General features: G+C 48.1%; 15 protein-coding genes. 9 read left to right on the top strand and 6 right to left on the bottom strand.

Annotation, left to right across the window (positions count from 1 at the left end; all coding sequences use genetic code 11):
- The first annotated feature begins 18 nt into the window (after positions 1-18).
- The 6 genes from recF (at position 19) to AC27K1_RS04775 (ending at position 6,267) form a co-directional block, all read left to right on the top strand.
- The gene (gene recF, locus AC27K1_RS04800) at positions 19-1,107 is read left to right on the top strand and encodes a DNA replication/repair protein RecF (RefSeq protein WP_487148740.1); all 1,089 of its coding nucleotides are present in this window, start codon (positions 19-21) and stop codon (positions 1,105-1,107) included.
- Positions 1,108-1,218: 111 nt separating this feature from the next.
- Positions 1,219-3,633, top strand: coding sequence for a DNA topoisomerase (ATP-hydrolyzing) subunit B (gyrB, locus tag AC27K1_RS04795; protein WP_487148739.1), 2,415 nt, complete (start codon positions 1,219-1,221; stop codon positions 3,631-3,633).
- Positions 3,634-3,727: 94 nt separating this feature from the next.
- On the top strand, positions 3,728-4,315 hold the full coding sequence (gene lpcA / locus AC27K1_RS04790; protein ID WP_487148737.1) for a D-sedoheptulose 7-phosphate isomerase: 588 nt from the start codon (positions 3,728-3,730) through the stop codon (positions 4,313-4,315).
- A gap of 181 nt (positions 4,316-4,496) precedes the next feature.
- On the top strand, positions 4,497-4,820 hold the full coding sequence (locus AC27K1_RS04785) for a hypothetical protein (protein WP_487148736.1): 324 nt from the start codon (positions 4,497-4,499) through the stop codon (positions 4,818-4,820).
- 19 nt (positions 4,821-4,839) lie between these two features.
- Positions 4,840-5,799, top strand: coding sequence for a hypothetical protein (locus tag AC27K1_RS04780; RefSeq protein WP_487148734.1), 960 nt, complete (start codon positions 4,840-4,842; stop codon positions 5,797-5,799).
- An 18-nt stretch (positions 5,800-5,817) separates the two neighbouring features.
- The gene (locus AC27K1_RS04775; protein ID WP_487148732.1) at positions 5,818-6,267 is read left to right on the top strand and encodes a hypothetical protein; all 450 of its coding nucleotides are present in this window, start codon (positions 5,818-5,820) and stop codon (positions 6,265-6,267) included.
- Between the two features lie 70 nt (positions 6,268-6,337).
- Here the strand turns inward: AC27K1_RS04775 and AC27K1_RS04770 are convergent, their stop codons facing one another.
- From AC27K1_RS04770 to AC27K1_RS04745, 6 genes are all read right to left on the bottom strand, one after another.
- Entirely contained in the window at positions 6,338-6,958 is a 621-nt protein-coding gene (locus AC27K1_RS04770; protein WP_487148731.1) for a lysophospholipid acyltransferase family protein, read from the bottom strand.
- 104 nt (positions 6,959-7,062) lie between these two features.
- Positions 7,063-7,614 (bottom strand): D-glycero-beta-D-manno-heptose 1,7-bisphosphate 7-phosphatase, encoded by a 552-nt coding sequence (gmhB, locus tag AC27K1_RS04765; RefSeq protein ID WP_487148729.1) that lies wholly within the window; start codon positions 7,612-7,614, stop codon positions 7,063-7,065.
- A gap of 178 nt (positions 7,615-7,792) precedes the next feature.
- Positions 7,793-9,883, bottom strand: coding sequence for a glycine--tRNA ligase subunit beta (gene glyS / locus AC27K1_RS04760; RefSeq protein WP_487148727.1), 2,091 nt, complete (start codon positions 9,881-9,883; stop codon positions 7,793-7,795).
- Entirely contained in the window at positions 9,883-10,830 is a 948-nt protein-coding gene (glyQ, locus tag AC27K1_RS04755; RefSeq protein ID WP_345196824.1) for a glycine--tRNA ligase subunit alpha, read from the bottom strand. Before glyQ ends, glyS begins: the two co-directional genes overlap by 1 nt.
- Positions 10,831-11,135: 305 nt before the next feature.
- Positions 11,136-11,765, bottom strand: coding sequence for a glutaredoxin domain-containing protein (locus AC27K1_RS04750; protein WP_487148725.1), 630 nt, complete (start codon positions 11,763-11,765; stop codon positions 11,136-11,138).
- 273 nt (positions 11,766-12,038) lie between these two features.
- Positions 12,039-14,075: an ankyrin repeat domain-containing protein gene (locus AC27K1_RS04745; protein ID WP_487148723.1), complete on the bottom strand. Its 2,037-nt coding sequence runs from the start codon at positions 14,073-14,075 to the stop codon at positions 12,039-12,041.
- Between the two features lie 425 nt (positions 14,076-14,500).
- Here AC27K1_RS04745 and AC27K1_RS04740 point away from each other — a divergent pair, with 425 nt between their 5' ends.
- From AC27K1_RS04740 to AC27K1_RS04730, 3 genes are all read left to right on the top strand, one after another.
- On the top strand, positions 14,501-15,454 hold the full coding sequence (locus tag AC27K1_RS04740; protein WP_487148721.1) for an aldo/keto reductase: 954 nt from the start codon (positions 14,501-14,503) through the stop codon (positions 15,452-15,454).
- 179 nt (positions 15,455-15,633) lie between these two features.
- Entirely contained in the window at positions 15,634-17,118 is a 1,485-nt protein-coding gene (locus tag AC27K1_RS04735) for a hypothetical protein (protein WP_487148719.1), read from the top strand.
- 433 nt (positions 17,119-17,551) lie between these two features.
- Positions 17,552-19,210, top strand: a complete 1,659-nt coding sequence (locus AC27K1_RS04730) for a hypothetical protein (protein ID WP_487148717.1) — start codon at positions 17,552-17,554, stop codon at positions 19,208-19,210.
- Positions 19,211-19,226: the final 16 nt, after the last annotated feature.

The following is a 19,226-nucleotide window of genomic DNA, read 5'->3' as shown; positions in this document are numbered from 1 at the left end:
CCCGGTAAAAACAACGATATGACCATCAGGCGTCTCGCAATCACCGATGTCAGGAATCTCGCCACGGTTTCCCTGGAACCCTCCCCTGATATCAATATCTTTTACGGCAAGAATGGCAGTGGCAAGACCAGTATCCTGGAATCCATTTACCTGTTGGGTATGGCGCGTTCTTTTCGTTCCTCGAAACTAAAGCCTGTTATTAGGAATAGCTCACAATCCTGTACGGTTTTTGGGGAAATCAGTCAGGAAACTCGATCCATTCCTGTAGGCGTAACCAGAACACTGGAGGGGGATTATCAAATCCGTATCGCGGGTGAAACCGTTAATAATGTGTCGAGCCTTGCCTCCATTCTTCCCATCCAAGTCATAAATCCTGACACTTTTCGACTGCTTGAAGGTTCGCCCAAGGAAAGACGGCAGTTTATTGACTGGGGAGTGTTCCACGTGGAACATCGGTTCCTCCCTCTCTGGCAGCGCTTACAGAAATGCTTGAGACAGCGGAATACCTTGCTCCGTCATGGTAAAATAGACTGTTCGCAGTTGGCTATCTGGGATCAGGAATTGGTCACGGTTGCGAAACAAGTGGACGAATTGCGGTCTGAGTATATAGAGCGAGTACTCCCTGTTTTTGAACAGGTCATGGAGAAGTTCTCTAATGTGCCCGGTTTGAAGGTGAGTTATTACCGGGGTTGGGACAAGGACTTGTGTCTCAGTGAAGTACTCAGCAAAAACCGGGAACGTGACATTAACTCCGGGTATACGCATGCTGGTCCTCAGAGAGCGGATCTGAAGGTCAGGCTGGAGCGGATGAATGCCGCTGAGATTCTGTCCCGGGGGCAGCAGAAAATGGTGGTCTGTGCCCTGAAGCTGGCCCAGGGCTTACTGTTTTCAGAAATCAGTAATCGTCCCTGCACTTATCTGGTGGATGACTTGCCATCAGAACTGGATGCAGAACACCGGCAGTTGCTGTGCGATACATTGGAAGCGATGCATTGCCAGGTCTTTGTGACCAGCGTTGAGCGTGAAGGGTTAGCGCATCAATGGAACGAGAAAACCCGGGTAAAGATGTTCCACGTGGAACATGGTGCGGTAAGTAGTAGTAATTAACTGCGGTGACGAGTGTTTTGTCTACCCTGTTCTGCCTTGGCTCAATCGATAGTTTGAGCAGGGCAGACAGCGCACTCGCCCCGACGCGAGAGGTTATGGAGAAGCAGACTGATGACTGAGCAAAGTTATAATGCGTCGAATATTAAGGTCCTGAAGGGCCTTGATGCGGTGCGTAAGCGCCCCGGCATGTATATCGGTGACACGGATGACGGCACCGGTCTGCATCATATGGTCTTTGAGATCGTCGATAACTCGATCGATGAGGCGCTGGCGGGACACTGTAGCCAGATTGATGTGGTTATCCATCCTGACGAATCGGTCACTGTCCGTGACAATGGCCGGGGTATTCCAACAGATATCCATGAAGAGGAAGGGGTTTCCGCCGCAGAAGTTATCATGACTGTTCTGCATGCCGGCGGTAAGTTCGACGATAACACCTATAAGGTTTCCGGCGGTTTGCACGGCGTGGGTGTTTCTGTTGTGAATGCGTTGTCCAGCGAACTGCGGATGACTATTCGTCGGGCTGGTAATGTCCATCAGCAGGTCTTCAATAATGGTGTTCCACGGGAACCGCTCAAGGTCATCGGTGATACCGATACGACCGGCACCGAAGTGACTTTCTGGGCATCTCCGGAAACCTTCACCAATATCAAGTTCAGCTATGATATTTTGGCCAAGCGCCTGCGTGAACTGTCTTTCCTGAACTCCGGTGTGTGCATTGTTCTGAAGGATGAGCGCGATGGTCGCGAGGAAACCTTCAAATATGAAGGTGGACTGCAGGCGTTCGTTGAATACCTGAACAGCAAGAAAACCTCGATTAACAATGTATTCCACTTCTCCCGTCAGCGTGAAGATGGCGTGGGCGTAGAGGTTGCCCTGCAGTGGAATGACAGCTTCCAGGAAAGCATTTACTGCTTTACCAACAACATTCCCCAGCGCGACGGCGGAACCCACCTGGCGGGCTTCAGAGCAGCTCTGACGCGTTCTCTGAATACCTATATCGAAAAGGAAGGTCTGCTTAAGAAGCAAAAGGTCAGCACCACCGGTGATGACTGCCGTGAAGGTCTGACCGCCATTGTTTCCGTGAAGGTACCGGATCCCAAGTTTTCCTCCCAGACCAAGGACAAGCTGGTTTCTTCTGAGGTGAAGACGGCCGTTGAGCAGGAAATGGCGAACTTCTTTTCCGATTACCTGATGGAAAACCCACAGGACGCCAAGACAGTCGTCAACAAAATGCTGGATGCGGCCCGTGCCCGGGAAGCAGCCCGTAAAGCGCGTGAGATGACCCGCCGTAAAGGGGCGTTGGATATCGCGGGTCTGCCCGGCAAGTTGGCTGACTGTCAGGAGAAAGACCCGGCCCTTTCCGAACTATATATTGTGGAGGGTGACTCTGCAGGTGGTTCGGCCAAGCAGGGGCGTGACCGTCGTACTCAGGCTATCCTGCCGCTGAAGGGTAAAATCCTGAACGTCGAGAAAGCCCGTTTTGACAAGATGCTTTCTTCTGCGGAAGTTGGAACCCTGATCACAGCGTTGGGTTGTGGTATTGGTCGCGAAGAGTTTAATCCTGATAAGCTCCGCTACCACCAGATCATTATCATGACCGATGCGGACGTCGATGGCGCCCACATCCGCACCCTGCTGCTGACATTCTTCTTCCGTCAGATGCCTGAATTGATCGAACGTGGCTATATCTACATTGCGCAGCCTCCGCTCTACAAGATCAAGCGTGGCAAGCAGGAATCTTATCTGAAGGATGAACCTGCCCTTCAGCAATACCTGACCAGTGCAGCGATGGAAAACGCCAGTCTGCATGTCAATGAAACGGCACCAGGTATCGGTGGTGAGCAGCTGGAATCCCTGGTGGCTGACTTCCGGAATGTTCAGTCTATTATTGAGCGTCTGTCACGGGTTTATCCGGCTGATGTACTCAGAGAAATGATTTATGTCTCTGAGTTGACCGAAGAATCCCTGAAGGATCAGGCTACCGTTGAAGCCTGGGTTAAGGCGCTGAATGAAACACTGGAAGGCAAAAAACTGTCTGGTGTAAGCATCAGCCTGAGTGCGGTTGAAAATCCTGAGCTGAAAATCTGGGTACCTGTTGCCCGTGTTATTGCCCATGGCATTACCACGGAATACCGTTTCCAGACGGAGTTCTTTATCTCCAATGATTACCGCAATATTGTGAAGCTGGGTAATCAACTGAAGGGCTTGCTGGAAGCAGGCGCCCATATCCGCAAGGGTGAGCGTGTTCAGCCGATCGATGATTTTGAGCAGGGCCTGACTTGGCTGATGCACGAGTCGACCAAGCGTCACTATATCCAGCGTTATAAGGGTTTGGGTGAGATGAACCCTGAGCAGCTCTGGGAAACCACTATGGATCCGGAATCCCGTCGCATGCTGCGCGTCACCATTGACGATGCGATTGCGGCTGACCAGATCTTCACGACGCTGATGGGCGATGTGGTTGAGCCGCGCCGGGACTTCATTGAAGACAATGCGCTGAAGGTTGCTAACCTCGACGTATAATCCGGAAATCTCAAAAATACTGCGTAAAACACCGTTACTGTCTGTTTTTGAAATTAGCTGAAAACAGTCAGTGACGGTGGCTGGGACAGAAGCAATGAATGAATTACAGCAATACGTCAGACAGGAATTATCAGAAGCCGCCATGGTGCTTGACCAGTTTCTGAATGACGACGCGAATCTGGAGAAAATCACCCGTGCCGCCGAACTTCTGGCGGAATCCTTCAAGGCTGGGGGGAAAGTGCTTTCCTGTGGCAATGGTGGTTCGCATTGTGATGCCATGCACTTTGCTGAAGAGTTGACGGGGCGTTACCGCGAAAACCGTCCTGCCTATCCGGCCATTGCGATTTCAGATCCAAGTCATTTGTCCTGCGTCAGCAATGATTTTGGCTACGATTATGTTTTCAGCCGCTATGTAGAGGGGTTAGGACAATCTGGCGATATCTTATTGGGTATCAGCACCAGTGGTAACTCCGCAAATGTTATGAAAGCGCTGGAAGTCGCTAAACAGAAAGGTATGCGTACCATCGTTTTATCGGGTAAGGATGGCGGAAAAATGGCGGGACTGGCGGATATTGAAATTCGTGTACCGCATTTTGGTTATGCCGACCGAATCCAGGAAATCCATATCAAGGTCATTCATATCCTGATGGGGCTCGTAGAGCAGCTGATGGGCGATAGTTAATTGACTGAATAGTAAAAAGGCTGGTTTTGACCAGCTTTTTTTTATGACTAAATAAAACGTTAAAGCATTAATAATATAAGAATGATTATATTAACAGGCTCGATAAATCAGGCCTGTTTAATTGCTTATACTGTTATGTATCGATAAAAGTATTCTGAAAAATATCGCATGGTTTTTAATTATGGATAATGAAAACCTTGATCCGGATAAGCAAGATAAAGCCATATTGTCTGAAATAGATGAACTGATTAATCAGGGCGCAGACGTATTTGCCCGTTATCAGGGGTTACTTCGCGATATCAATATGACGCCGGAAGATGTGCAAAGGGATATTGAAAACCCTGATTTTCCCAAGTTTGCCATGGCTGAAACCATCGCATGGAAAAATGAGCTGGATGCCGATGTGAAGCGCAAGATAAAAGAAGCATCCAAATCAGTAAAACAGAATGGAAGCGCCGGAAAATCAGCAGGCAATGGTTCGGTTAAGAAGAGCGGTTTGATTTAGAGAATACGGGATTCTGGTTATGGCTATAGCGTTTAATCCTTCACAACCCCCTTCGATTGGCGGCATCGGCCAGGTTGGTGGTATTGGTGCCAGGGGCGGGATTGCGCCGGGTTATAACATACCGGGCATACAGATCAGCATCATGACCGGTGGTGTTGCCCATACACCCGGTATGATGGGCTCGATGCATGGGTTTGGAATGCAATATGCAGGCATGTCCAATTTCTACAACCAAATCCCAGGGCATGGTGCAGTGCCGGGCATTCGTCCACCTTCCCAGTTTGGTGGACATCATGCAGTGGGAGGTGGTTCTGCTGCAGTGGGTGGAGGTCCTGCAGCAGTGGGTGGAACAGGCTCAACATCCAGTACCCACGAAAAAATCATAGATAAGCAGGAAGAAAGAAGTGAAATAAGAGAAAAGAAAGGTGCCCTGGAAGAAAAACTGGAATCACTAAGAGATAAAGCCAAAGAGTATGAATCCAAATTAAAAGATAAAGATGTTGAGATTATTGGTAAAAATAACAACATCGACATGACACAAAAAGAAAAAGAAAAGAATGAAGCATTAAGAACAACTGAAGAATCGAAAAAAGCAGAATATGAGGAAAACAAAAAGAAAGCAGAAAAGAAATTACACGATAACCGCTGGCAGGGTTGGATGGTGTTGCCATGGAACTGGGGTAAAGATGCCTCAGCACGATCAGCCAGAAAAGCTGCTACCAAGGAAATTAATGCTAACAACGGTTATATCAAGAATACCAATAACAAGATCAGCGAAATCAATGACAAGATAGTAAAAAACAATGCTGAAATAACCTCTCTGACGGGAGATCGGGACAAGTTGGTGCAGGAAAAGAGTCAAATTCAGTCCCAGTATGACCCTATCAAGGCAGAGCTTGAGAAACTGGAAAACCAGTTGAAGCAGCTGGAGTTCGAAGAAGACAAGTTGTCGAATGAAATCAGGGATCTGAGAAGCTAAGGAAAGGTTGGTCAGCACATGAGCAATGATATCAGGAGCAACCAGGGCGGCACTGTTAAGCAAGGCAGACCGGTGGGCAATCAGACGGCTGATTCTGCAGGTAATCAGGCTTCCAGTGGCGAGCAAAGCAGCATTCTTGATCAAACGCTGCCTGAGTATGATTCACTGGCAACGTTGGATAAATACGCGCCCAACAAGGACTTTAAGGAACCTCATATCACCCGTGCCCAGTTGGAACTGCTGGAAGAATTTGGCATTACCGGTCTGAAAATGGAGCATCACCCACAGGCGGATGTTTATACCCTGACGCAGGATGAATGGGATCGCCTGCATGAGATCATGACGCCCATCATGCAGCAGATGAAGAAGAAAGCTCAGTTGATGGTCATTCATGCGAGAGAGACATTGAAAGGTCATGAAGTCGCCATGGATTGCGCTGACATGATCAGACGAAATGAGGATATATAGGGGATCTTTGGGAAACTGCCCTCCCCTTTCAGGTATTGCCCTATAACGCGTTTATAGGGCGTCTTTAAATTCAATCCAGCGTTTTCTGATTTTCTTTCACCCACTCATATGCCAGCTTGCTCAGTTCCGTGGTTGATTTGTCTTCACTGGCGATGGGCTGTCCGATTTTAACGTGAATAACGCCCGGCGTTTTAAGCCATTTTCCATTTGGCCAGCAACGACCGGCATTGTGAACGACTGGGACTACTTCTACCCCGGCTTTATTGGCAAGCATTGCTCCGCCCCGGCTGAATTTACCCAGATCAGGCCAGTCACGGCGTGTTCCTTCCGGAAAAATGAGTACCGAATTCCCTTCTTTCAGGTAATGGCTACCCTGCTCTATCAGCTGATGCATGGCCGCATTGCGATCACTGCGGTTGATGGCGATAGGACTCAGAAAGCGGAAAGCCCAGCCAAAGAAAGGAATATTCAGCAATTCCCGCTTAATGACCGTGGATTGCGGCGTGAAAACAGTCTGAAGGTAAAAAGTTTCCCATGTTGACTGGTGATTGCTGAGAATCACACAGCCGTGATCCGGAATATTCTCCTTTCCTTCCACTTCCCAGCGAATACCACAGAGGGTTCTAACCAGCACGAGTGCGACACGGCACCAGGTGACAACAGCATACCGATGCCGATACTTCCGCGGCACAAAATAAATGCTCACCAACACCAGGCTTGGATAAAAAACCGTCCAGAGTATCAGCAAAAAATAGAAGACAGCTGTCCTAAACCAGAGAAATGCACGGTAAACCATCAGACATCAGCTCCATTGAGCAGGTAATCTGCAAAGTCTGCGAGTGAATCGACAATTTTCACGCCCTGCAAATCATCAGCACGGGCTTTTGCGAGGGTTCTCTCCCCTTTCCCGGTTTTGACCAGAACCGGTTGGCAGCCGGTGGCTCGAGCAACGTCGATGTCTTTGCCGGTATCACCAACAAACCAGGCGCCCTGCGCCGATGTTTTCAGGTTTGCTTCAATCTGGCGAACCAGACCGGGTTGTGGCTTTCGGCAATCACAACCGTCATCCGGCGTATGGGGACAAAAAGCGATAGTGCTAATTAAACCACTATTGTCGTTTACTAGGCGATTCATCTTATCATGCATGGCGTCCAATTCTGCCAGGCCATAATAACCGCGGCCTATGCCGGACTGATTAGTAGCAACCGCAATGGTATAACCGGCCTGACTCAGCCGGGCGATGGCTTCAATACTGCCGGGAATGGGAATCCACTCGTCAACGGAACGGATATAGTTATCGGAATCTTCGTTGATGACGCCATCTCGGTCGAGAATGACCAGTTTCATCGGCAAGGCTCCCTTTCCTTTCGAGTGCAGGCTGAAACCTGTCTGTCGTTTATGGCATAAGACCGGCTGCCTGAGCCGGTCTTAGTGAGTAAAACATCCACTGAAGGCATACCGTTCCCATTATCAGGCATGAAAACGGTATTGTGGCGGAAACCGGTGACCGTTTCCGTTGCCAATATCAGCTTTTCTGTAACAGAGAGATATCCGCCACATGCAGGAACTGGTCGCGCAGCTGACGCAGCAGGGCATAGCGGTTCAGACGAACCTGCTGATCTTCCGCGTTAACCAGAACCGTATCGAAGAAGTTGTCCACGGTATCCTTCAGGGACGCCATACGTTCCATGGCCGTGGAATACTTGCGTTCGCCCAGTAGCGGCTGGACTTCCTCACGCTTGGCGGAGAGAGCCGATGCCAGTGCCTTCTCAGCTTCTTCTGTCAGCAGCGCTTCATCGACGTTATCGGGGATTACCAGGTCACCGGCCTTGGCCATGATGTTGGATACCCGCTTGTTAGCTGCAGCCAGCGCCGAGGCTTCCGGCATACGGCTGAAGTTGTGGATAGCCTTCACGCGACGATCGAAATCATAAGGCTGGGACGGCTTCAGTGCCTTGACTGACAGGAATACTTCAACTGGGATCTTTTCATCCTGATACCAGGCGCGGAAACGCTCCAGCATGAAGTCCAGCACGGTTTCGGTCAGGGCTTCACCGGCGGGCAGCTCTGTGCCCTGCTCCGCATAACCTTCGATAGCGACAGCGATCAGGCTGCGCAGGTCCAGGTTCAGCTTCTTCTCAACGATAATTCGCAGGATACCCAGCGTGGCACGACGAAGTGCAAATGGATCTTTGTTGCCTGAAGGCGGCTGGTTGATGCCGAAGATACCGGTCAGGGTGTCCAGCTTGTCAGCGATGGCGACGGCACAGCCGGTCAGGCCGGTCGGCAGTTCATCACCGGCAAAACGCGGCATATACTGCTCGTTCAGGGCGCGGCAGACTTCTTCCGGCTCACCGTCATTGGTGCCGTAGTACTGGCCCATGATGCCCTGGAGTTCAGGGAATTCCTGCACCATGTCCGACACCAGGTCAGACTTGCACAGTTCACCGGCACGACGTGCCCAGTCACTGTTACCGTTTTCCTGAGAAGCAATATAGGCGGCCAGTCGGGCAATACGCTCGGTCTTGGCGTACAGGGAGCCCAGCTTGCTCTGGAATACTACCGGCTTCAGGGTGTCGCGACGTTCTTCGAGAGTAGACTTACGGTCGTTATCGTAGAAGAACTTGGCATCCGCCAGACGGGGACGAATAACTTTTTCGTTACCCGCGATCACCTGGGCAGGATCCTGGCTTTCGATATTGGCGATGGTGATGAAGTAAGGCTTGAGATTGCCTTCACTGTCCACCACGTGGAAATACTTCTGATGCTCTTTCATGGAAGAGATCAGGGCTTCCTGCGGCACTTCCAGGAACTCATCATCAAAACGGCCAGCCAGCGCCACAGGCCACTCATTGAGCGCGGTAACTTCATCCAGCAGGTCATCGTCGATAACGGCTTCACAACCCAGTTTACGGGCTTCTGCTTCCACCTGCTGGCGGATCGTGCTGCGACGGCCTTCAAAATCGGCAATGACATAACCATTGCGCGCCAGCAGACGCTGGTAATCCGCCGGATTCTCGATGGTGATCACATCGTTGTGATGGAAACGGTGGCCACGGGTTTCACGACCGGCAGTCAGGCCGAGGATTTCACAATCCACGACTTCAGTGCCAAGCAGCATGACCAGCCAGTGCACAGGACGAACAAACTCAACCCGGCTCGCGCCCCAGCGCATGCGCTTGGGAATCGGCAGTTCATCCAGGGAGGCTTTGACCATGGCAGGCAACAGTTCTGCCGTCGCGCTGCCCTTCTCGGTGGAACGGAAAACCAGCCAGGCACCCTTGTCGGTCTCTTCTGTCACGAGATCGCTGACGGTAACGCCACAGGAACGGGCAAAGCCTTCAGCGGCCTTGGTAGGGTTACCGTCGGCATCGTAAGCGGCCTGAACGGCCGGGCCCTTGCGCTCGACGTCACGGTCAGGCTGGGCGGTTTCCAGCTCGCGTACCAGCAGCGCCAGACGACGTGGGGCGGCGAAAACCTGGTGGTTGCCATAAGCCAGTCCGGCTTTTTCCAGACGCTGGAGAATTCCTTCCGCAAAGGCGTTACCCAGCGTTTTCAGTGCTTTCGGGGGCAGCTCTTCGGTGCCCAGCTCAACCAGAAAATCCTGTGTTGCCATTAGTTCTTCTCCTGCATGGTCATTACTTCACGCCTTATCGCAGGATCCGCCAGGGGGAATCCGAGTTTCTTGCGTGCATCAAAGTAGGCATGGGCAACGGCCCGGGCCAGGGTGCGAACACGCAGGATGTAACGCTGACGTTCGGTCACGGAGATTGCGTGGCGCGCGTCCAGCAGGTTGAAGGTGTGGGAGGCTTTCAGCGTAAATTCATACGCCGGCAGCGGCAGCCCCTGCTCAACCATGCGCTCGGACTCACGTTCAAAGTAGTCGAAATGTTCGAACAGGCTCTTGGTATCGGCCAGTTCGAAGTTGAAGGTAGACATTTCAACCTCGTTCTGGAGATAGACATCACCATAGGTGACATCGCCCTGCGGCCCATGCGCCCAGACCAGATCATAGACGCTGTCCACGCCCTGCAGGTACATGGCCAGACGCTCCAGACCATAGGTGATCTCGCCGGTAACGGGATAGCATTCAATACCGCCCGCCTGCTGGAAGTAGGTGAACTGGGTTACTTCCATGCCGTTCAGCCAGACTTCCCAGCCGAGACCCCAGGCACCGAGGGTTGGGGATTCCCAGTTATCTTCCACGAAACGGATATCGTGAACGGAGGTATCAATACCCAGCTCTTTCAGGGAGCCGAGGTAGAGTTCCTGGAAGTTTTCAGGAGACGGCTTCATTACCACCTGAAATTGGTAGTAGTGCTGGAGACGGTTCGGGTTTTCGCCATAACGGCCGTCAGTCGGACGGCGGCTGGGCTGCACATAGGCGGAGTTCCAGTTCTCCGGACCGATGGCGCGCAGGAAGGTCGCAGGATGGAAGGTGCCGGCGCCGACTTCCATATCCAGCGGTTGCATGATTACACAGCCTTCACGGGCCCAATAGTTTTGCAGGGCAAGGATCAGCCCCTGGAAAGTGCTGGCGTCGGGCACGGTTTGTTGGGTCACAGTACCACCTCAGGGTTGGGGTTCCTGTCCGACACGGCGGACAGTGGGATAAACCGGAAAAATGGCGGAAATTATACCTTGTCCGGCCAGCACAAAAACAGGGCAGTCTCAGGATGAGTCTCTGGATAAAGCGGTTAGCCCGAAAGTATGGCAAAAAGATCGGGCCATAATGTGGATAACATTGTGTGTAATTTATGTATTGGCTGGGGGAAAGCTGGGAAATACCTGTGCTTCAAGCCAGAAATGCACTGTGGATGATGCCGCTGACAATACGGAAAAAGTGATTGTCAGCGGTATGAACAGAATTAGTCGTTATCGCTTTTCTGCCGATTCTCAGGCGAAATGGAACACTGGCCGCGGTCATAATTGGGTTCGACGTATTCATCAACGATTTTGCTGAGTTTATCGGCGCCCCCCACATAGTTTCCGTCAATCCAGATTTGAGGAACGGTGACCGGGGTTTTAGGACCTATGATGGGTTTTACCCGTGCCAGCATGTCATAAAGGGCGCGGGAATCCTTGATAACATCGTGGTACTGATAAGGAATGCCACGACGAGCCAGATGTTCCTTGGCTCGCACACAGTAAGGGCAGTTTTCCTTACCGAAAACATGGTTACCGCTGATCGGGCTCTGGCTGCTGTGATGCTCAATCACCGCCTGGGTCAACAAGCCCCGGTTTAGCGCCATTCCCTGTGAAATGACTTTACCTTCAACCATGACAATGGGCGCATGCCAGCCGCCTTTGGTCAGTGGTTTCCACCATTCGGTCAGCCATTCCCGTTCATCCAGCTCCACGGGAATATCCGCCAGCTCGTTGGCCATGGTGTCGCGAATGATGTTTTCAGTCAGCGCACACTCGCCACAGGGAATCTTGATCTTGAAAGGACCCCATGAGCCAGCCCATTTGAAGACGGTTATATTGACCTTATTCATTATTGGTAACCTTTATAGCGATACATATAACTATATAAAAAGGAACTCTTCTCGCCAGCGTTTTCTCACGAATGATATGAAAAACATCTGGGATAATCTGCATATACGGATAAAGAGGATTTATGGATGCACAACATTGATCAGCATTGGCTCTGATAGGCGGTTGAAGAGTATGACGGCTAAATCAAGATAGACGTGTGAGATAGAGTTATTTCTGTGAGATTGGGTTTGGAGTCGGATCTGTATCTGTAAGCAGACTATAAATCTAAATCTTTAATTAAATTTATTAGGATCGCGCTTTATTTTTGAAGGCTCCGTAGAACCAAATCCCTGTCTTCTTACTTCTCTACTACGACTTTCAATGAAATCTTTATTTTCAATTCGTCTATTTTGGTGAACTGTTGTCCATTTTTTTTCATCTTGCGTTCTTGGCAAGCTTTCAGGAGTTGTCTTTCCAGCAGGTTTTTTTTGTTTTTCTGAGTCTGCTGTTGGTTTAAGTGCTTGAGTACTATGATCTAAAGAAGGCTCAATATAATGATTAGCTCGGATACGATCTTTAAGAGCTTGTGGTAAAGGCAAACTAGAAACATCAGGACTATTCCTAATCCGTTCACGAATTATCAGACGTGTCATATTGGATAAAAGAAAACGATTAAATTTATCTCTAAATATGATAGAAATACCAGCTGTTGGTTTTAATTCCAGAAGTTCCTTTATTTCATCGTGGGTATATAGATTGTTTATTATCTTGAAAGGAGTATTTCGATTTTCATCGCGTATAGCTTCATTCACTTTATCCAGATCAGCGCCTGCTTTTATCAATATCTTGATAATATCTGTATGGGTTCTTTTTAATTGGTCTGTTGTGCTATTTCGAACATTGTTTGCCGCTTTATATAGAGGTGTCTGTTTCGAAATAATATCAACTGGATCGGTGTTGGCTCCTGCATCTATCAGAATTTGCACTGCTTCGGGATATCCTTTTATTACCGCAAGATGTAAAGATGTCATGCCATGTTTATCTATCATATTAGCATTAGCGTTGTTTTGTAATAGAAGCGTAGTTAGGGATGTATGCCCATATTCGACTGACAAGTGTAAAGGACTTTTATCTTTTATAAATCGAGAGCCGTGCTGATCTTCACTGAATTTGAGCAGAGTCGGCTGATTAATATCAGCACAGATTTCAATTAAACGCTTTACGATCTCAGGTTTAGGGGTATCGTTTGATATGGCAACGTGTAAAGGCGCCATGCCTTTATTATTGTGAAGATGAACATTTGCACCGGCATCTCCGAGAATTTTGATGACTTCTGCGTGGTTATCATTATGTGGAAATGCATTTTTTAACCCCGATGCTGCAAGATGGAGAGCGGTATCACATTTACGATTGGTATAAGTAATATCAACGTTAGCATCAACTAATACCCTGACGGTTTCGAAATAGCCGAATTCCGCTGCTGAAAGTAAGTCATTACCGTGCACTATACCGCCGGAAGCTATTAATTGCTTAAGTGCTTCTGCACGACCATATCGTGATGCCAGGTTTACAGGTGTTTGACCAGAATGATCGGCTTGATTTGGATCAAGACCTGCCCTGATGAGTATCGGCACTGCCATGGTACGATTTTTATGTGCATATGCAGCATTGTGTAATGCCGTTCTGCCACTCGCGTCAGTCTGGAAAAGGTCAACATCTGCATCAATAAGAAGTTTAAGCGATTCTATATCACCTGACCATGCGGCATCATGTAAAGGCGTATGTCCCCTACAGTGAAAATTAATATCTGCCCCGGCTTTTATTAGTATATCTGTAATACCGGGATGCCTGGTGAATGCTGCTACACATAAAGCTGTCCTGCCATCAATTTCTGGGGAATCAATCTCAGCATTTTCTTGAAGTAGAATCTCAACGATATCTTTGTGACCTTCTTTGGCTGCATAATATAAGGGGCTGTAGTGATTATCATCGGCAGCATTAACTTCTGCTCCTAAATCTATCAATATTTTTACAATTTCAGTTAAACCAAGACAAGAAGCTGTATTTAGTAATGTTAGATCTGTAATTAATAATTCATCAATATTTTCACAGAATGAAGCAAGCCTTCTAATTTCTGAAGAGGGTATAGGTTGAATTTTATAGTTTGTTAAGAGCCTATAGATATGATCACATATTTGATAGTTGTTCATACCTGACAATTGTTCTTCGGTGAGAGCAATATATGAAGTATTAGTCGTGCTTTCATTACCTGTTGACGTACTAGCAACTAATGGTGTGCTAGCGGCTGTTGTTGGAATAGTATTATCCAAAACGTTTGACCTTGAGTATCTTAAAAAATTATAAAACTATGATGGAGATGAATACATTTAGTTCACTAGTACATTTAAAGTGATAGTAATAAAAACAATACGTGGTTCTTTTGTATTTGTTAAGGTTTTTATTCTTGATTACTATCACGGTCGATTATACCCTGGCCGTAAAATCAAAAAGAAAGTGGAATCAAAGTTCGTGTGCCTGTTGTATTGTTAGGCTGATTTTAAGGTGTAATAGATATGCTAATAATTTTTTAGTTTTCCCAATAATGTTTCTTATATTTAAAGTTTATTTAAGTTTGGTTTTTTATGTATAAAAGCATATCTAATAATCTATATTGAATGTCGTTAATATTGGTTGTTAGTGACTCTTTTCTTATATGATTGATAAGGTCTTTTTTCTTTAATCTAAAGAGATCAATATGAGTCTCACGACATTATCTGGTAATGCCCTGCCAATGATAGGCTTGGGAACATGGAAATCAGAGCCTGGCGTTGTTTACGAGGCTATAAGAGAAGCCATAAACATCGGTTATCGACATATTGACTGTGCACCGGTCTATGGCAATGAACCTGAAATTGGCCAAGCCTTTCATGATGCTTTCAAAGAAGGAGATGTAGGCAGAGAAGACCTGTTTATCACGTCAAAACTCTGGAATAACGCCCATGCGCAAGAGGCTGTGAGACCCGCGCTGGAAAAGACGCTATCCGATCTGCGGCTGGATTATCTGGACCTGTTCCTGATGCACTGGCCTGTGACTGTTCGGGAGGATGTGCTTTTTGCTTCAACAGCTGATGAGTGTATCTCCTTGAAAACCTTACCTTTAGAGACAACCTGGCTGGGGATGGAAGCCTGTGCCGATGAGGGTTTGGCAAGGTATATCGGTGTGTGTAACTTCAGTATCCGAAAGCTGGAGCAGTTGATCAGCCAGGCGCGGATTATGCCGACGATGAATCAGGTGGAGCTGCATCCTTTTCTGGAGCAGCAGACATTGGTTCGTTTCTGTCAGGAGCACCGGATTCAGGTGACGGCCTATTCCCCCCTGGGGTCTATGGACAGAAGTCCGGAGATACGCTCTGAGAATGAACCCGGGTTACTGGATCATCCGGTCATTGGCGAGATTGCCCGGAAACATTGCGTCACGCCTGCCCAGGTGCTGATCCAGTGGTCCGTACAGCGAGGGGTGTATGTTATTCCCAAATCGGTATCCCCTATCAGGCAGAAGGAAAACCTAGAGGCTGCCAGCCTGGTGCTCGGAGTGGAGGATGTTGATCGAATCTCTGAACTGGAGCGTCATTTCCGTTATGTGGATGCCAGCTTCTTCGTTGTGGAGGGCAGTGACTATACGCTGGAATCCATCTGGGATGAGGATTGATAGCCGGTTTATGCCTCGTATGAATGGGCAAACGAGAGAGTTTCCAGTATTCCTTATTGGGCTTCGTGACTGATATTCCGAATCAGTCTCAAATCATCCGGCGGGGAGCTTTAGGGATAGCCAATAATTAAACCAATAAACACACCGTAACCCGCCAGCATTATCAAGGAAGTAGCAGCATGAAAAATCCTTCATCCCGTCAGAATTCATCGGATAACAATTCAGCAGTTAATCCAGCCAATGACAGCGCAAGCACTGATATACCGAAGTTTGCAACGGCCAGTAAGCAGAGTGACCAGAATCGTGAGGCTGCGGCGGACTTTAATGCATACCGCCCTACCATGTTTGATGAAATATCCCCCATCGCGACGCTGAGATATAGCTTGGATAAATCGATCAGAACCGTCGGGAACAAGGTTAAAACGACCTTGAAAGGTGAAGATTTCCACAAAATGTCGAATTATCACCGCCAGGCTGTCCGGGCGAACGAGACTGTCCGTGAAATGGCGCAGCGGTTTGACCGTCTGGTGGATAAGGTTCAGATGATCAATGTCGAGATCACGCTCCTGCAGAATAAGTGCAGCAGTTTTGAGATCGAATACAGCTTTGCCTTCGAGATCTGCAGAATTATTGACCGTTATAACAATGCCCAGTGGTCAGAGCATCGGCTCTCATCTGCACTACGGAACTTGCCGGAACACATCCATATGCCGGGACAGATGGCCTGGTACCTGGTCAGTGACGAGGCTGAGCGTCTGCGGCAGATGAAAAATGCGGTAGAGGTTTTCAGGAAAACAGATCAATACCGTTGCTACCAGAACGATCAGGAGAGCATTGCCAGCCTGGAAGAACAGCGCAATGAGCTGATTGAGCCGTTGAAAGCCTTTTCTGAGGCAACCCGGGTGTCAGGTATTCATTTAAAAACCCGCTGGCAGGATCGTCTTGGGCTCAATGCGTCAGAAACAACAGAACCTGTGGCTGATGAAAGTACGCTGACAGACAATATTAATGATCACCAACGGCAGACGCTGACCAGTGTCAGCATTCCCCATTTATCCGACCTGCCACTCAAAGAATCGATGATCTTCAATCTCAGCCAGTGGCAGAAGGCGTTGAGCCGTCAGGTAGGCAGCATTGCCAAAGGGGAGGATTTCCATCCTTCATCACAGCAACAACGTGAGATTATCGGTAAAAATCCTCAGCTTAATGAAATGATCCTGGACTTTGATGACATGGTTTCTGAGGTGGAACTGCTTGAGGCACGGATCCGTCAGCTGGAAAAACTGACAGATCGCTTTGAAGTCGCTTTCAGTGATTTGCTGAATGCTCGCCGGTTTATCGAGAAGAACCGCAAGGAAGCGCTGCCTGAGGCGCAGCTGGAAGAAGCACTGCACCGTCTACCGGAATCCATCATGCTGCCGTGGCAGGATCAGCCCGCCCGGTTGAGTAGTGGCCATGAAGCGCGTCATGATGCCGTGGAAGATCTGATTGATACGCTGTATAGCTCTGAGGCCTGGCAGGCTTACCTGGCGGATAAAGCCGAGATCAATGCATTGCGAGGCCGACGCCGTGCGATTGTTTCACCGCTCAGGGCTTTTTCAGATGCTACCTGTGCAACAGGGATTCACCTGAACGCATGGCACAGGAACGACCCGCATTCCTGAACTGCAACCACTGGTTCATGGCGTGTTTATCACCGTCAGGTGATGGGCAAAAGAAAAAGAACCATTGTTATGCCTGCACTTACGTTTACGATGAGCTATCAATTGCCCCTTGTCAGTCAATGAGCGCTGGCAGGGGAATGGATTTCGGATTTTCCTCCAAATGTTACTTTTCCCACCTGTTTCTACAGTAATAACCGATCTGTCAGCCAGACAAAAAGGGATTGTTGAACTAATTACGGAATAATAATTTCAAACCAGTAATCCTGTGTAGTAACGGATTATCGATATTTTCGGTATCAATGATTTTTGCAGTAATTCGCTAGATATCCACCATCGCTTTTTTCTGATACTCACTGAGATATTCAACCTGATTTACAGGTCATCAGGCTCTTGCTGTTTATCACCCATCAATATTTACCAAGAGGTTAGTGAAATGATTCTTTTCAATAATTTACTCAGTGTTTTCCCGTTGTCTTCTTTAACCGAAAATTCTTCCAGATCAAAAGGGACTAACAGAATAAAACCTGCTGAAAAATCGGAGGAGAGACTCACTTCCGGTATTGAGGATAGCGGGAGTTTACCTCAAAAAAATCACAAACACCGGAGCGTATTGCCTGTTAATGAGGAAAGTCGAGGAAATAAATCAATGAAGAAAAGGGCCTCGGAATGCTCTGAAGGTTTCTTTCAATGTAAATCGGGAGAATGCAAGCCGGAATCTTACCTTTGTGATGGTAGTCCTAATTGTCAGGATAATTCAGATGAAGACCTTGAAACCTGCCAACAGTTAGAGTGTCAAAAAGATCCTTTCTACTGTGATGATAAATGTATTCCCAGGGAAAAACGTTGCGATGGAAAAGACGACTGTAAAAACGGTGAAGATGAAGCAAAAGAGTATTGTGCCAATGTTATCTGTAAATCGGAGGAGTTTCAGTGTCACAGCGGACTCTGTCTGCCTGAGAGTGAAAAATGTAATGGGATCATTCGTTGTCCAGACGAGGATGATGAAAATGGACTGGTGTGTCGGGGTTTATGTGGTGATGATTTCAGGTGTAATGATTATTCTTGCCGATTCAATAATACCGTGTGTAATGGGCATGATGACTGTCCTGAGGGAGAAGATGAATCGCCTGTTATGTGCAAGATTGTAGGGTGTTCTGATCCTGACAAATTTCAATGCAATAATGGCAAGTGCATAACAAACGAGCAGTTATGTGATGGTCAAGAGGATTGTGATGAGGGTGAGGATGAAGACTTTAATTACTGTGCGCCTCCCTGTCATCCGGACGAAGAAATCCAGTGTGATGGCGAAATATGTTGGCCGATAGATTATCGGTGTGATAATCATACGCACTGTGATGATGGAACCGATGAAAAAAACTGCAATTACTCGTCAACGATTAAAACGACTCAATTACCAGAACTCACGACGTTGAATACAACAACAAGACGCAGATTTAATTGTCCGGATGGAAACTGCACAACTATCCCTGGAAATCATATGACAACACAATTAGTTGAAACTACCAGGGGGCAAACGAATGGTGGTATTAGTGAAGGGGTAAAAACAGCACTTATAGTAGGCGTGGGAGGAGGTTTGTTTGTAGGTTTTATTGTGATGTTGATAGTAATCCTTTGGAAGGTGGAAAAGTATCGTAAAGACAGGAAAAGCCGAATAAAGCAACAAAGAGATAGCTCGGTCAAAATGGAACTACTGGAGACACCTCAAATAAAGGGGGAGTCTAAAAATGATACATCTCCGCATGAACAGCCAAAGTCTCACCCTGCCCCGGCGGATGTCACTGGGACTGTTATGGAATCAGGTGAATCCAGGGCAACAGAATCAACTCGTCAGCCAGCGGATATCATTGAGATAGTTATGGAGCCAGAAGCTGTTCCCGGTGAAACCAGAGCAACAGAATCAACCCGTCAGCCAGCGGATATCATTGAGACAGTTATAAAGTCAGAAGCTGTTCCCGGTGAATCCAGGGTAACAGAGTCAACCCGTCCGCAAATAATAATAGAGGTTGATGTACACAGGGTGGAGGAGTCTTCGCCTCAGGAAACGGATCCGATGATGACAGAGCTTGTGTAACCGTTATCATCTGTAA

It is taken from the genome of Kistimonas ophiarachnellae, assembly GCF_057552235.1.
The sequence above is the reverse complement of the archived record's forward strand: the minus strand, read 5'-3'. Positions and strand labels throughout refer to the sequence as shown.